Origin of the sequence: Actinokineospora enzanensis DSM 44649 (assembly GCF_000374445.1) — a bacterium.
GTDB classification, from domain to species: Bacteria; Actinomycetota; Actinomycetes; order Mycobacteriales; family Pseudonocardiaceae; genus Actinokineospora; species Actinokineospora enzanensis.
In genome coordinates, this window is record NZ_KB894443.1 from 45,762 (window position 1) to 59,427 (window position 13,666).

At 72.4% G+C, this 13,666-nt stretch carries 10 protein-coding genes and 1 tRNA gene; 3 read left to right on the forward strand and 8 right to left on the reverse strand.

Going from position 1 to position 13,666, the window contains the following annotated elements; translation table 11 throughout:
• Positions 1 to 170 precede the first annotated feature (170 nt).
• The 3 genes from C503_RS0132660 to C503_RS48250 all read right to left on the reverse strand — a co-directional run bounded on the left by C503_RS0132660 (position 171) and on the right by C503_RS48250 (position 5,457).
• Entirely contained in the window at positions 171 to 1,259 is a 1,089-nt protein-coding gene (locus C503_RS0132660) for a P-loop NTPase family protein (protein ID WP_018686441.1), read from the reverse strand.
• 47 nt (positions 1,260 to 1,306) lie between these two features.
• Positions 1,307 to 3,235: a dynamin family protein gene (locus C503_RS0132665; protein ID WP_018686442.1), complete on the reverse strand. Its 1,929-nt coding sequence runs from the start codon at positions 3,233 to 3,235 to the stop codon at positions 1,307 to 1,309.
• 89 nt (positions 3,236 to 3,324) lie between these two features.
• On the reverse strand, positions 3,325 to 5,457 hold the full coding sequence (locus C503_RS48250) for an IniB N-terminal domain-containing protein (RefSeq protein WP_026316936.1): 2,133 nt from the start codon (positions 5,455 to 5,457) through the stop codon (positions 3,325 to 3,327).
• 228 nt (positions 5,458 to 5,685) lie between these two features.
• Between C503_RS48250 and C503_RS0132675 the strand changes: the two genes are divergently transcribed.
• On the forward strand, positions 5,686 to 6,954 hold the full coding sequence (locus C503_RS0132675) for an Hsp70 family protein (protein WP_018686443.1): 1,269 nt from the start codon (positions 5,686 to 5,688) through the stop codon (positions 6,952 to 6,954).
• A complete protein-coding gene (locus C503_RS0132680; RefSeq protein ID WP_018686444.1) occupies positions 6,951 to 9,344 on the forward strand; it encodes a helix-turn-helix transcriptional regulator in 2,394 nt (797 codons plus the stop codon). The genes C503_RS0132675 and C503_RS0132680 overlap by 4 nt, the downstream gene beginning before the upstream one ends.
• A 45-nt stretch (positions 9,345 to 9,389) precedes the next feature.
• On the opposite strand, the gene C503_RS46425 is transcribed toward C503_RS0132680, so the two are convergent.
• From C503_RS46425 to C503_RS0132700, 4 genes are all read right to left on the reverse strand, one after another.
• Positions 9,390 to 9,539, reverse strand: a complete 150-nt coding sequence (locus tag C503_RS46425; RefSeq protein WP_018686445.1) for a hypothetical protein — start codon at positions 9,537 to 9,539, stop codon at positions 9,390 to 9,392.
• Between the two features lie 172 nt (positions 9,540 to 9,711).
• The gene (locus C503_RS43805) at positions 9,712 to 10,131 is read right to left on the reverse strand and encodes a DUF1707 SHOCT-like domain-containing protein (protein WP_063710864.1); all 420 of its coding nucleotides are present in this window, start codon (positions 10,129 to 10,131) and stop codon (positions 9,712 to 9,714) included.
• A 21-nt stretch (positions 10,132 to 10,152) separates the two neighbouring features.
• Positions 10,153 to 10,707 carry a YceI family protein gene (locus C503_RS0132695; RefSeq protein WP_018686447.1) on the reverse strand — a complete coding sequence of 185 codons (555 nt, stop codon included), beginning with the start codon at positions 10,705 to 10,707 and terminating at the stop codon, positions 10,153 to 10,155.
• 155 nt (positions 10,708 to 10,862) lie between these two features.
• Positions 10,863 to 10,937 (reverse strand) — tRNA-Cys (locus C503_RS0132700).
• A gap of 86 nt (positions 10,938 to 11,023) precedes the next feature.
• Here C503_RS0132700 and C503_RS0132705 point away from each other — a divergent pair.
• Positions 11,024 to 12,235 (forward strand): cysteine desulfurase-like protein, encoded by a 1,212-nt coding sequence (locus C503_RS0132705; protein WP_018686448.1) that lies wholly within the window; start codon positions 11,024 to 11,026, stop codon positions 12,233 to 12,235.
• 412 nt (positions 12,236 to 12,647) lie between these two features.
• Here C503_RS0132705 and C503_RS45185 read toward each other — a convergent pair.
• Positions 12,648 to 13,555, reverse strand: a protein-coding gene (locus C503_RS45185) for an IS5 family transposase (protein WP_425393540.1) whose coding sequence is annotated in 2 segments (ribosomal slippage) — positions 12,648 to 13,190 and positions 13,193 to 13,555 — 906 coding nt in all. Because the reading frame shifts where the segments join, the coding sequence is not laid out codon by codon here.
• Positions 13,556 to 13,666: the final 111 nt, after the last annotated feature.

Below are 13,666 nucleotides of genomic sequence, written 5' to 3' on the forward strand. Positions count from 1 at the left end.
CCGCAGACGGTATCCCGGGCCGACGGCCGCCACCACTCGACGAAGGAACGGCGCGCGGGACAGCCAAGCCGAAGAGCATCCGCCGTCGGACGGTCGCGAAGGTCCCGCGAACCGCTCGCCTCGATCCGCAGGCATGCAGACTGTGAGATTTCGGTTGCCGGGACGGGAAATCAGTGGACGGCGCCGGTGGTGACCAGGGCCTCACAGGTGCGGACGACGACCAGGGCCGCTCGACGTTGGTGGGAGTCGAGGCGGGGGTCCTCGGCGAGGGTGCGCCAGTGCAGGAGGGTGGCGTAGGGGTCGCCGGAGTGGGCGAGGCGGGTGGCGGGGGTGGTGCCATGGGCGCCGAGCAGGCGGCGGGCCTCGTCCTCGTCCTCGCCGAGGGTGAGTCGGCCGGTGTGCAGGTCGGCGAGGAGTCGGAGCTCGCGCGGCTCATGCGTGCCCGCGCGGAGGCGCTCGACGGCGGTGGCCACGGCCGGGCGAGGCTCGGCGCGCAGGACGCGTTCGATGGCGGACAGGGTGGTGTGGGCGCGGAGGGCGGGGGCGCGGTCGACGAAGCAGCGGCCGATGGCGGCGCGGAGGTCGTCGATGCCGCTGGCCCGGACCAGGTCGTCGGCCAGGTGGTCGGTGCGGCCACGGCGGATGAGGGAGGTGGCGAGGCGGACGCCGAACAGGCCCAGGCGGGTGAGGATGGTGGGGGCGCCGGGGACGGTGGCGAGGCGGTCCACGGAGAGGAGCAGGGACTCAAGCTCCGGGCGACGGGACAGGGCGACCAGCCAGGCTGCTTCGTCGCGGGTGAGGGTGGCGCCTGCCAGGGCGACCAGGCCCGCGACGGCGACGACATCCTGGGCGCGGGTGCCGAGTTCGGTCGCCGCGTGTCTGGCCGCGACCCGGCGGGCCGAGTCGACGGCGTCCGGGCGGCCGCCGCCGAGTTCGTCTGCTCGGGACAGGGCGATCACGGTGGTCACCGGGTCGGTTTCGGGGGGTGTGCCCGGATGGGGGAGCAGGTGGACGGTGGCGTCGCCGTCGGTGGTCGTGAGCTCTACTGGGCCTGGCCAGTCGAGTAGGACGTCGCCGGTCACCTCGTCGCCGACTATCGCGCTGATGAGGGTGGAGCGGCCGGAGCCCGGGGGGCCGGTGATCGCTATGCGGAGGGGGGCGTCGAGGTGGTCGCGGAGGTCGTGCAGGTAGGCGGCGGCGCGGGGGCTGTCTTGGTAGGCGGATATGGCCTGGTCCAGGACTGTCCATAGGGGATTCATGGGGTGGTGCTCCGGGAGGTCTCTTCGCTGGGATCTCGCTGTTTGGTTCATGCGGGGCGACCGCGGACTGCTTCGATTCGGGTGCGGAGGGCCAGCAGGCGTTCCAGTTCCGCGCGTTGGTGGGCGCGGCGGGTGGTGTCGGCGTCCAGGGCGCGCTTGATCTCGCGGGCTGACTCGTCGGCTGCTGTACGCATTTCTTCGGCGTATTCGGAGAAGCGGTCTCGGAGTGCTCGGTGGATCTGGCGGGTGGCGTCCTTGGACTCCTTGCCGTAGCGGAGGAAGAAGTCGTCCACGTAGCGTTGGGCGGCGGTCTTGGCCACGGCCTGGCGGCGCTTCAGGCGGGCGCCGCGTTCCTCGAAGACGCTCCGGGCGCCGAAGGCCACACCCGCGCCAAGGGAGATCGGGTTGATCAAGGGGAGTCCGGCCAGGGTGGTGGCCAGGCCGGACATCAGCAGGCCGCTGTACGAGCCGCGGAGGCCGACGAACGCCTTCTGCACCGGGCTGAACAGCTCGATGTTGGGGCGCCGTAACGCTTCCGTGTGTTCGGCGGCCAGGTCTCGGGCGAACTCGCCGGGGAGGGCGGCCGCGCCTGGGACGACCTGGCCCGCGACCCGGGCCGCGATCCACTCGAAGCGGTCGAGCAGCCAGCCGGCGTGCACCTCGGCTACCTCGGTGAGGCTTGCGGGTAGCCACTCGGAGAACTCCGACCAGACTTTCCCCGGGTCCACCGAGTCGAAGTAGTCGTCCACTTCGCGCAGGATGCGTCGAGTGCGTTCGCGCAGGTCGAAATCGAGGTCGGCGACCAAGTCCGCGACGTCATCGCCCAGGCGGGTCTGCCAGCGCGCGCCTTCCCGGCGTAACCGCTCGATCCGCCGTGCGGCCGCGTGCCACTCGGCGGTTGCCCGCTCCCGGGCGGGGTCTGGCTCGGCGACCACCTCCGCGCGTAGCGGTGCGATCAACTGGTCCACCGCCATCCCGCTGGTCGCGGCGGCCGCGCGGGCGGCGACGCGCACCGGGTCGGCGAGCACGTGCGTCCGTAGGTGCCCGATCAGTTCCGCGAACCCGGACTCCTCGTTGAGCGCTTGGTCCCCGGTCCGCACCGCGGCTGCCCGCAGCGCCGACGACACCGGTACCACCGGTGCCGACACGCCCACCTCGGCCAGCCGTATCCGGTTCGCGGCCGCGACCTGGCGCCAGTCGGGACACAGGTCGGTCTTGGTCAACGCCACCAGCACGGTCGGGCACAACCGTCCCACCTGGGCGACCAGGTCCAGCTCCACCGGCGTCAGCTCGGCGGTCGCCGCGGTCACCACGAGTACCGCGTCGGCCTCGGCCACCGCGTCCATCGCCCGCTCGGTGCGCGGACACCCCGGTCCCACGAACCCCGGCGAGTCCACCACGACCAACCCGGCTTGGAGCAATGCTCGGGGTAATCCGATCTCGGCGCGCGCGACCTCGTCCTCGGGGCCACGGCCACCCAGGCCCGGCACGGCGTCGGTGCTCGCGGCGAAGCCGTTGTGGCTGGCGTCCGCGGGCGCATGGCCGCTATGTCCGGGAGCGGCGTGGCCATTTGCTCCGAGGTCGGCGTTATTGCCATGACCGGCGGCCGGGGCGAGCGCCAGCCGGGTGGGTGCGGTGATCGACCACTCGGTGATCGCCGGGCCGAAGGTGCCCTCGGTGGTCGACTCGGTGAGCGGAACGGGGCTGACCAGGGTCGCGGACGGATGGGTGGCGTGCCGGATGACGGTGGGGATCGTGGTGGTCACGTCGTCGCCGGTGGCGCAGATCTCGGCGCCAAGCAGGGCGTTGACCAGGTGACTCTTGCCGGTTCCCGGGCGGCCCGCGAGCACGACGCGGCGGCCGGGGGCGAGCAGGCCCGCTCTTCGGCCGAGCAGGCGGTCCACCAGGTCGTCGCGCCGGGATGTCGCGCAGGCGCGGATGGTGTCGTCCAGGAGGTCGAGCCAGGGCGGTGCCATCACCCGTCGGAGTGTGCCTGCTTTCGGCGGACAGGTGAAGGAGGCGGGGCCCGTCTCCGGGACAGACCCCGCCCCCACCGCGGGTCGGCTCAGTGGCCGAGTCCCAGGTCCCCGACGACCCCGCCCACATCGGGCAGGTGGTCGGCCGCGTCGCCCAGCGGGGCGTGGTCGACCAGGCCGCCGACCGAGTCCTGCACCCCGCTGGCCACGTCCGGCAGCGGGTTGGCGACCGGCAGGTCCGGCAGGTGGTCCACGACCGGGAGGTGCGGCAGCTCAGGCAGGTGCGGCAGGTCGGTGGGCAGGTGGTCCACCGGCAGGTTGTGCACCTCGGGCACCGGCACAGGCAGGTGACCCAGGTCCGGCACGGCGGGCAGCTGCGGCAGCTGCGCGGGCAGGTCGCTCACCGGCAGCTGGTGCACGGCGCTCTCCAGCCCGGACGTGTCGGCGGGCAGCACATGCGGCCCGGCCTGCGACGCGCTGGTGAGGTAGCCGCCGAGGCCCGCGGTGGAGCCGAGCAGTGCGCCGCCGGAGGACACGTAGTCGGCAACGGTGCCCGCGGTCAGGTCGCCGCCGCGGACCGCGTCGGTGTCCAACGTGCCCGCGAGCGGCAACGCGTCCAGCGCGGCGGTCGGGTCCGAGCTCGGGTCGACGAAACCGGGCAGCGCGTCCGTTCCGCCCAACGCGGACTGGTCGAGCGCGGCGGTCGGGTCGGCGAGCACATTGGCGCCGTCGAACCCGGCCAGGTGCGATGCGTCGGTGACGCTGCCGAGCGCGCTGGTGTCGAGCGCGGTGGTCGGGTCAGTGAGGTCGCCGAATGCGCCGGTCAGGTCTGAGGTGTCGGTGAGGCCGGTCAGCGCGGAGGTGTTCGCAAGACCGGTCAGCTGGGAGGTGTCGGCAATGTTGCCCAGGGCGCCGTTGTGGAGCGCGGCGGTCGGGTCGGTGAGGTCGCCCAGCGCGTTGGTGTTCAGCGCGTCCGAGTCGAGAGCGCCGGTGACCGTGGAGCTGCTGGTGAAGGTCAGGCTGCCGGTGCTCAGCACGCCGGAGTCCAGGGTGCCGGTCGGGTGCGCGAGCGCGCCGGTGAGGGCGGACGTGTCCGCGAGGTGGCCGAGCGCGCTGGTGTCGGCGAGGCCGGTCAGCGTGCCGGTGATGGCCGACGGGTTGGTGAAGTCGCCCAGGGGGTTCGTGTTGGTCAGGCCGTTCAGGGCGGCACCCGGGTCGGTGAGGTTGGGCAGGGCGGTGGTGCCGGGGAGGTGGGCGGTGTTGGTGAGGCCGCCGAGTTCCTGCTGTGCTCCCGTGACCGCGCCGGTGACGTTGCCCAGGGTGCCCGCCGGGTTGGCCAGGGCCGCGCCGGTCAGGCCGGTCACCGTGCCCGCGAGGTTCGTGGCGCCCGCGGTGAGGGAGCCGGTGTCGGCGAGGTTGCTCGCGTCGATCAGGGTGTTGGGCAGGTTCGGGGTGAAGTCGAGGTCGCCCAGGGGGGTTTCGGTGTGCAGGCCGGACTGGCTTGCCGCGAAGCCTGCGTCCACTGAGGACACTCCGGTGCCCAGCGTGAAGGCGCCCGCCGCGCCGGTCGCGGTGCTGGTGAGGCCAAGGTCGGTGTCGACGGGGCCGTCGGTGAAGCCGAGGCCGCCGGACAGTGCGTTCGGGCCTAGGTCGGTGGCGGTGGTGAGGCCGCTGACCGACGTCTCGCTGGCGAAGCCCTCGCCAGAGGCGACGAAACCCGCGCGGTAGTCGGTGAAGTCGGTGGTGCCGGTGGCGGAGGCGGCGACGCGGTCGGTGGAGACGTCGAACAGGCCTGCGGTGTTGGCGTGGTCGCTCTCCAGGATGGTGCCGCCGGAGAGCGAGTGGGTGGTGGCGTCCAGGTCGGCGCGGTAGCCGGCGGGGGCGGTGGCGCCCGCGGCGGAGGCCGAGAGGCCGTCGGCGGTGGTGGTCAGGTGGGTGGCGTCGGTGGACTGGGCGGCCGAGGACGCCGCGCCGTGTGCCGCGTCGGCGACCGCGCGCAGGCCGCTGATCGGGTCGCCTGCCAGGTCGACGGTGTGCAGGTCGACCGGGGCGTAGTCGGCGACCAGTGGCACCACGTCCCGCACGTCCTGCGCGGAGACGTCGTGCAGGCCCGCGCCGGTGAGCGCGGCGGTCGGGTCGGCGGCGAAGGCGGTCCGGGCGGTCTCGTCGGTGAGCAGGGTCAGCACGAAGTCGTGCAGGGTCGGGCTTGCGGCGTGTTGCAACGCGTCTCCCATGGGCGTGGCGGGTGTGGGCGGTGGCCCACGCTAGGGCGGTGGGGCGCCCCGGCCATCGGGGATCACTCCCGGTCTCGGGCCCCGGCGGATAGGGTGATACCTTTTCACCTATTAGGGGGTTAGGGGGTGGTGGACTAACCACTCTCGGTTGCGGTTAACTGCCCGGTATCCCAGTACCCAGTACGCCCCGAGTCGCACCGCCGAGGAGAACGCCGGATGCCCTACGTGCTCGGCGTCGACATCGGCCGCACCCGGGGCGTGGCCGCGGTGCGCAGGCGGCTGCCCGGTGGCGGGTTCGACGCCCCGGAGATCGGCCGGTTGGACGGCGGCACCCGCTGGGTGAGCAGCGTGCTCGTGCTGGCGGGCGACGGCGAGGTGCTGGTCGGCCAGGCCGCCGAGCGGGCCGCCGCGGAGCATCCCGACCGGGTGGCGCGGTCCGTCGTCGACCGGGTCGGCGACGACACCGCGGTGCTGCTCGGCGGTGAGCTGTACCCGGCGGAGAACCTCCTCGCCGCCCTGGTGGCCTGGATCGTGGACACCGTCGCGGACGCCGAGGGGGAACAGCCCGAACGGCTCGCCCTCACCCATCCACCCGATTGGGGGCCATACCGCCGCGGCCTGCTGCACGACGCCCTCACCGCGGCCGGCCTGCCGGGAGTGGTGCTCGTGCCGACCGTGGTCGCCGCCGCCGAGGCATACCAGGACACGGCGCCTCTCGCCGCTGGTAGCACGATCGTGGTCACCCTGCTGGGTGGCCACAGAGTGGAACACGCGGTATTGCGCCGTACCCAGAACGCGTTCGAACTCGTTGGTCAACACGTGACCACCGACGCAGGGGCCGCTCTGGACGACGCGTTGGCCCGATACGTTCTCGCACACGTGGCCGCGCACCCGGGACCCACCGACCACACCGTCCCCGATATCCGCGCGACCAGGTCGATGGCGCCGTTCCGGGCGGCGTGCGTGACCGCCAAGGAGCGGCTCTCGGTCGCCACCGAGGTCCGCGTCCCGGTGCCGCACCTGGGCACCGACGTCGCGGTGACCCGTGCCCGCTTCGACGAGCTGGCCCATCCGCTGCTTGCGCCCGCGATCACCGCGACCCGCGCGCTGCTGGCCCGCGCCCCCGCCGACACGGTGGCGGTGCTCGCGGGCGGTACGGCCCGGGTTCCGCTGGTGGCGGCGCTTTCCGACTGCGCGGTGCTCGACGACCCGGGCGGGGCGGCCGCGCGTGGCGCCGCGCTGGCGATCAGTCCGCGACCCGAGCTCCGCCGGATCGGATCCGGGAACGCCGTCGCGGTCCCGGATCCGGAGAGCGACCCGCACCTGCCCCGGGTCCCCGTGCTGCCCGCTGCTCTGTCCACTGTGGACGTACCGGACGAGCCGCCACCCCGGCCGCCCGTGCACGTCACCCCACCCCGGCAACCGTCCGGCCGGTTCCCCCGGCCGCGCAGGCCGCGCCACGACGAAGACGAGGACCCGCGGTGATCCCCGGCCACGCGCACCCGGACGAACTGGTGCTGGACGAGCCCACCCGGCGGCTCTGCGCGGCGATCACCGCTGGCGGCCTCGCCCCCGTCCGGCTCGCCGTGATCGCGCCCGGCGGCTACGGCAAGACCGCCCTGCTCGACCTGCTGGCCACCACCCCGAACGCCCGCAGGTACCGCCCCGGAGCGCCCCGGCCCGCGGGCTCGCTGCTGCTGGTCGACGACGCGCACCTGCTCGACGACCGGAACCTGGCCGAGCTGGTCGGCTTCGCCGCCGACGAGGACACCGGTCTGGTCATCGCCGCACGGCCGCGCCCCCGGCCCGCCGCGCTCACCGCGGTGCTGACCCGGCTGCGCGGCCAGATCGTGTTGCGTCCCTTCGACCTGGCCCGCGGCACGGCCTGCCTGCGTGCGCTGGGCGTGCCGGAGGAACAGGCCACGTTCGTGCAGGCGCAGACCGGCGGCGTCCCTGGCCTGGTGCACCGGCTCGCCCCGCACCTGGTGGCGGGCAGCGACACCGTGCCCGCCGCGGTGGTGGAGGAGTTCCGGCTGGATCTCGACCAGCTGACCCCCGACCAGACGCACGCCCTGCTCGCCGCCGAGGTCCGTGCCGACGCGGGCCTGCTCGCGGGCGCGCTCGACCGTCCCCCGACCGCCGCCGCCGCACTGCTGGACGAGGCCCGCGCGACGGGTTTCCTGCGCCTGGACGGCTCCCTGCTGCCCTTGGTCGCCACCGTGCTGCGCGCGCTCATCCCCACCGACCACCGGGCCGCCGTGCACGACGGCCTCGCCGAACTCCGGCTGGCCCGGACCGGCTCCACTCGGGAGTTCGCCACGGCCCTGCTCGCCGCCAGCGCGTCCACCCCGGCCGCGGGCGCGGTGTACGCGGCGGCTGCCGCCGAGGCCGAGCCGCGCCTGGCCGTGCGGCTGCACCAGGCCGCGGCCAACGCGGGCCACCCGGTCGACGAGATCGGCCGGGCCGAGGCGGAGGCGCTGACCGGCGACCTCGACAACGCCCTGCGCCGCGCGGACATGTTGGTGGCACTGGGCGAACAACGCGCCGCCCGGATCGCCGCGGCCGCCCTCGCCTACCGCGGCCAACCCGCGCGCAGCGCCGAGCTGTACCGCTGGGCGGGAGCAGGCCCATACGCCGCGATCGGGTTGGCGGGCGCGGGCAGGCTCGACGACGCGCGCGAGGCAGTGCGGCAGGCGGACAGCACCGAGCCGCCGACGTTGTTCGCCACGGCCGTCTCGCTGGCCGCGCGCGGCATCCTGGACTCGATCGACGGCGACCCGGCCGCACTGTCCACTGTGGTGCGTGCGGCCGCGGTGCTGGAACCGGTGGGCCGCAACGTGCTGCTCCCGGACAGCCCCGCCGCGCTCGGTGCGATCCTGGCCCTGCACAACGGTGCCGCGAGCATCGCCGAACCATTGCTCGCCCGCGCGCTCGGTGCGGGCACCGGTGGTGACCTGCTGCGCCCACGGCACACCTTGCTCGGAGCATGGGGGGCGATGATGCGCGGGGATGCCCCGGCCCCGATCGAGTCGGCCGACCGCACGCCCCGCGACTGGCTGTTCGCCATCGGCCTGGCGGTCGGTACCGCGCGCAGGCATGGTGATCTCGCCGGGCTGCGCCGGATCTGGGACCAGGCCTACGAGGCCGTCGTGCGGCACGAGGTGGACCTGTTCACCCTGCTCCCGCTGGGCGAGTTCACCATCGCCGCGGCCCGGCTCGGTGATCGGCAACGGTTCGCCCCGCACCTGGCCCGCGCCTGGGAGCTACTGGACGCGCTGGGCGCCCCGCCCGCGTGGACGACGCTGCCGCACTGGGCGTGCCTGCACGCCGAGATGATCGCCGAGCGGCCCGAGGTGGCCGCGGAACACGCGCGGGCACTGGCCGAGAACGCCGCCGCTGGCCCGTTCCACGCCACGATCGCCAACGCCGCCCGCTGCTGGCTGGACGTGTTCGCCGGGCAGGTGGACGACGAGGTCGCCGCGCGCGTCGAATCGGCCGCGCGCGGACTGCACGCGGTCGGCATGTGCTGGGACGGCGCCCGGCTGGCCGGCCAGGCCGCGATCAGGACGACCGACCGCAAGCGGATGCTGAGGCTGCTGGACTGCGCCCGCGCGCTGCAGGGCGGGACCGTGCGCGAGGAGCCGACCCCGGACCATTCCGGCATGGTGCGGCTGAGCGAGCGCGAGCTGCAGGTCGCCGAGCTGGTGCTGGTCGGGTTGACCTACAAGCAGGTGGGCGACCGGTTGTTCATCTCGGCCAAGACGGTGGAGCACCACATGGCCCGGATGCGCGCCCGGCTGGGCGCCAACAGCCGGGGCGAGCTGCTGGCGCAGCTGCGAGATCTGCTGCGCGAGCGACTGCCCGCCACCGGCTGAATCGACAAGACTGGATCGAGCAAGGCTTGCGTCGAGGAAAGACAGCTACGGCTGGACCGTGTCGGTCCCCTCGGTGCGGTCCACCGAGCCTTCCCCGGCGGTGCTCCCGTTCTGCTCGATCGTCCCCGGCGTCTCACCCGGGCGGAGATGCCCGAGGCGGGTCCGACGGGGGTTGGCGACGCTCTGTTCCTGCACTGTGTCCTCCCGGGTGCCTGCACGGTTCGGCCAGACACCGAATGCCAGGTTGATGACCGGGTGAAACGTTGACGTCCGTCACGTCCCGCGCCGACCCGAGCCGGGCGCGGTCCACCCGCTTGTCCATTGTAGACGTCGTGCCTGGGTGCGCGGCCGTTACCCGTGACCGACGTTACGAGGTCATGATGATGATCACGGCGAGCAGCGCCAGCGGGGCCAGCGCCCACCAGGTGGCGGTGATGGCGACCACCGCGACCGTGCTGACTGCGGCCACCCCGAGGAACATGCCCAGCCCGCGCCGGTTGCGGCGCGGGGCCGGGCGTTCCCACAGCGAGTCCTCGCCTGCCACGGGCACCGGCACGGTGGTGGGCACCACCGGCGGCCGGTGGTCGAAGCCGGGGTGCGGCTCGGGCAGGTCGTCGAACAGGGCGCGGAGGTCGGCGCGGGTGCGCGCGGCGGTGGCCTGCGCGCAGCGCTGCTCGTACTCGGAGATCTCCAGCCGCCCGCCCGCGAGGTGCTCGGCCAGCGCGGCGACCGCCCGTTCCCGGTCGGACGTGCCGACCCTGATGTTGGCCTCCCGACCGGACCCCATGCCGGTCACTTTACGCTGTGATCAGGCGGCCACGCGGCGTACACCCTCGATTTCCACCAGGACGCGCACCTGGTCGCCGACGATGAACGCGCCGCTGGCCAGGGTGTTGTCGTAGGGCACGCCGAACTCGGCGCGGCTGATCGTGGTGCTCGCCGAGAAGGCCACCTTGTCCGAGTCGTCGATGCCCTTGCCGAAGCCGAGCAGCTCCACGTCCAGGGTGACGGCCTTGGTCACCCCGCGCAGCGTCAGGTCGGCATCGAGCAGGTAGTTCTCGCCGTTCTCGCGCAGCCCGGTGGACACCACGGTCGCGGTCGGGTGGTTCTCCACGTCCAGGAAGTCGGCGCTCAGCAGGTGCCGGTTGAACACCTCAAGGCCGGTGTCGAACGAGGCCACGTCGATCTCCGCGCGGAAGGTGGAGTCCAGCGGGTTCTCGGCGGTGACGATCTCGCCGGAGTACCGGGTGAAGTTCCGGCGGAACCGGGTCAGGCCCAGGTGGCGGACCACGAACGACACGTCCGAGTGCAGGGGGTCGATGTCCCAGGTGCCGGTCAGGTACCCGGGGATGGTGCTGGTCACGAACGCTCCTCGATAAGGGGGATCAGCTGGGCTGGTGGGAGGGATAGACGCTGGGTGGGTGGGTGGGAGGGATAGACACTGGGTGGGTGGGTGGGAGAGATAGACGCTGGGTGGGTGGGAGAGATAGCCACTGCGTGGGAGAGATGGGCGAGCTGTGGAGGCGGCGACGGGATTCGAACCCGTGTAAACGGCTTTGCAGGCCGGTACCTGAACCACTCGGTCACACCGCCATAGATCGACATGCGCACGGTCTCAGCGAACGCGCGCCGCCGTCAAGCCGTCCGCACTCCGGGAAAACCGGTTCTACCCTGGGTGGGTGACCTACCGTGTAGCGACTGTCCGGTCCGCTTTCCCCGCGCTCGCCGAGGGTGCCGCCCACTTCGACGGACCGGGTGGTTCCCAGGTCCCGGCCCCGGTCGCGGAGGCGGTGGCCCGTGTGATGGTGTCGGCGGTGTCCAACCGGGGGCAGGTGACCGCCGCCGAACGACGGGCCGATGTGATCGTCGCCCAGGCCCGCCAGGCCATCGCCGACCTGCTGGGCGCCGATCAGGGCGGGGTCGTTTTCGGCCGCAGCATGACGCAGCTCACGTACGACCTGTCCCGGACGTTGGCCAAGCAGTGGCGGGCTGGCGACGAGATCGTGGTGACCCGGCTCGACCACGATGCCAATATCCGGCCGTGGGTGCAGGCCGCGGCGGCCGTCGGGGTTACCGTCCGGTGGGCGGATTTCGACCGAAATACCGGTGAACTGCCGGTATCCGCCATTGCCGGGTTGCTCGGTCCGCGGACCCGCCTGGTCGCTTTCACGGCGGCCTCGAACCTGCTGGGCACCCGGCCGGATGTGGCGGAGATCTCGGCGGCGGTTCACGCGGTCGGCGCATTGACATACGTGGACGGGGTTCACCTGACGCCGCACGCGTTCGTAGATGTGCGGGCAATGGGCGCGGACTTCTACGCGTGCTCGCCCTACAAGTTCCTCGGACCGCATCTGGGCGCCGTTGTCGCCGCGCCGGAGTTGTTGGCGGGGCTGCGGCCGGACAAGTTGTTGCCGTCGTCGGACGCGGTGCCGGAGCGGTTCGAGCTGGGGACGCTGCCGTACGAGTCGCTGGCGGGCGTGACGGCGGCGGTGGATTTCCTGGCCGGGCTGGTCGACGGCGCGGGAACGCGGCGGGATCGACTGGAGCGGTCGCTGGGGGAGCTGGCGGAATACGAGGGTGGGCTGGCCAAACGGTTGTTCGCCGGGTTGAGCGCGATTTCCGGGGTCGTCATCCACGGTTCACCGGTTTCCCGAACGCCGACCGCTCTGTTCACTGTGGACGGTGTGCCGCCGAGGTCGGTCTACGAACAGCTCGCCTTGGCCGGGGTGAACGCGCCTGCCGGACACTTCTACGCCGTGGAATGCGCGCGGTGGATGGGATTGGGCGACGCAGGCGCGGTCCGCGCGGGAATCGCGCCCTACACCGACGAGGCCGACGTCGACCGACTGCTCACCGCGGTGGCCGCGCTCGCGGCCGGGAACAGGACCTGAACCCGGAAATGGAGAACCGGCCCCGCCGGTGCACGACTCCGGTGCATCGAGCCGCCTGTCCATTCGGCTCGATACCCTGGCACCCCGGTCGTCGCGCACCGGCAAGGCCTGCGATTCCCCGTATTCCTCCGACTTCCCTGCACGAAGGCCATCGGAACAAGGGGAAGTCTCGACTTAAATCGAGGTCCCGCCCAGGACACACCAACCCGGGCGGGACCTCGCCCACCACCTCCGCGCCTAGTGGTGCGACCCAGAACGTCGACCATGTCTCGACCCGCCCACGACGTGCCTGGCGGCACCGCCGAAACGACCAAGTACATCCAGTACGAGGCCGTTCCGGCGGCACCGCCGGCCACGCCGTGGACCCGCCGATACACGGCCGACGTTCTGGGTCGCACCACTAGGCCGTGTTTCAGATGTGGCGGAGCCAGATGTTGATGCTGGCGATGGTGATGGTGGCGGTGTAGCGCAGGGCGAGTTTGTCGTAGCGGGTAGCTACTGCGCGGTGTTGTTTGAGCAGGTTGATGCCGCATTCCACGGCGTGGCGCTGCTTGTAGATCTCGGTGTCGAACGCGGGTGGCCGTCCGCCGTGGGAGCCTTTGTTCTTGCGGTGGGCGGCTTGGTCACGGGGTTGTGCGATGGTGGCCTTGATCCCGCGTCGACGCAGGTAGGCCCGGTTGGCCCGCGAGGAGTAGGCCTTGTCCGCCAGCACACGGTCCGGGCGGGTCCTGGCTCGACCGGCACCGGCCCTGGGCACCCGGATCGCCTCGATCACCGCCGTGAACCGGGGGCTGTCACCACGCTGCCCGGCAGTGACCAGCAGTGACAACGGTTTGCGGCCCTGCTCACAGGCCAGATGCAGCTTCGTGGTCCACCCGCCCCGCGAACGCCCCAGGGCGTGGTCACGAGGCTCGACCCCACCGGCGATCGTGTCGGGTGGTTCGACCTGGAGATCCCCCTTTTCCTCGCCCCGGCGGCATGATGATGCGCCCGCGAGATCGTGGAGTCCACACTGACATCCCACACCACCTGCCCGCCGGCATCGGCGCGGACCTGCAACGCGGTCAGGATCCGTCGCCACACCCCGGCCCGCTGCCATCGACGGAACAACCCGTACACGGTCTGCCACGGCCCATACACCGGCGGGACATCCCGCCACGGCGCACCCACTCGAACCCGCCACCGGATCCCATCGATCAACCGACGCTTGCTCCACTTCGGTGGACGGCCAGGCTTACGACCCACAGGCAACAACGGGCGCAACACGGCCCACTGCGCGTCGGTCAGATCACCCCGGCCCGTCGCCGCTACGCTGGCCACGAGGTCTCCGGTCGGACAGGTTTTCTTGGTCGTTAACCCGTCTACCGGAGACCTCGCCCCGTCTCAGACACCGACACACCCAAGATCCACATTTGAAACACGGCCTAGCCG

Bases quoted from the DNA above. Each gene is read 5' to 3' on its own strand.
- C503_RS0132675 (WP_018686443.1), top strand. From the start codon at position 5,686: ATGCCCTACGTGCTCGGCGTCGACATCGGCCGCACCCGGGGCGTGGCC.
- C503_RS0132665 (WP_018686442.1), bottom strand. From the start codon at position 3,235: ATGGCACCGCCCTGGCTCGACCTCCTGGACGACACCATCCGCGCCTGC.
- C503_RS0132660 (WP_018686441.1), bottom strand. From the start codon at position 1,259: ATGAATCCCCTATGGACAGTCCTGGACCAGGCCATATCCGCCTACCAA.
- C503_RS43805 (WP_063710864.1), bottom strand. From the start codon at position 10,131: ATGGGGTCCGGTCGGGAGGCCAACATCAGGGTCGGCACGTCCGACCGG.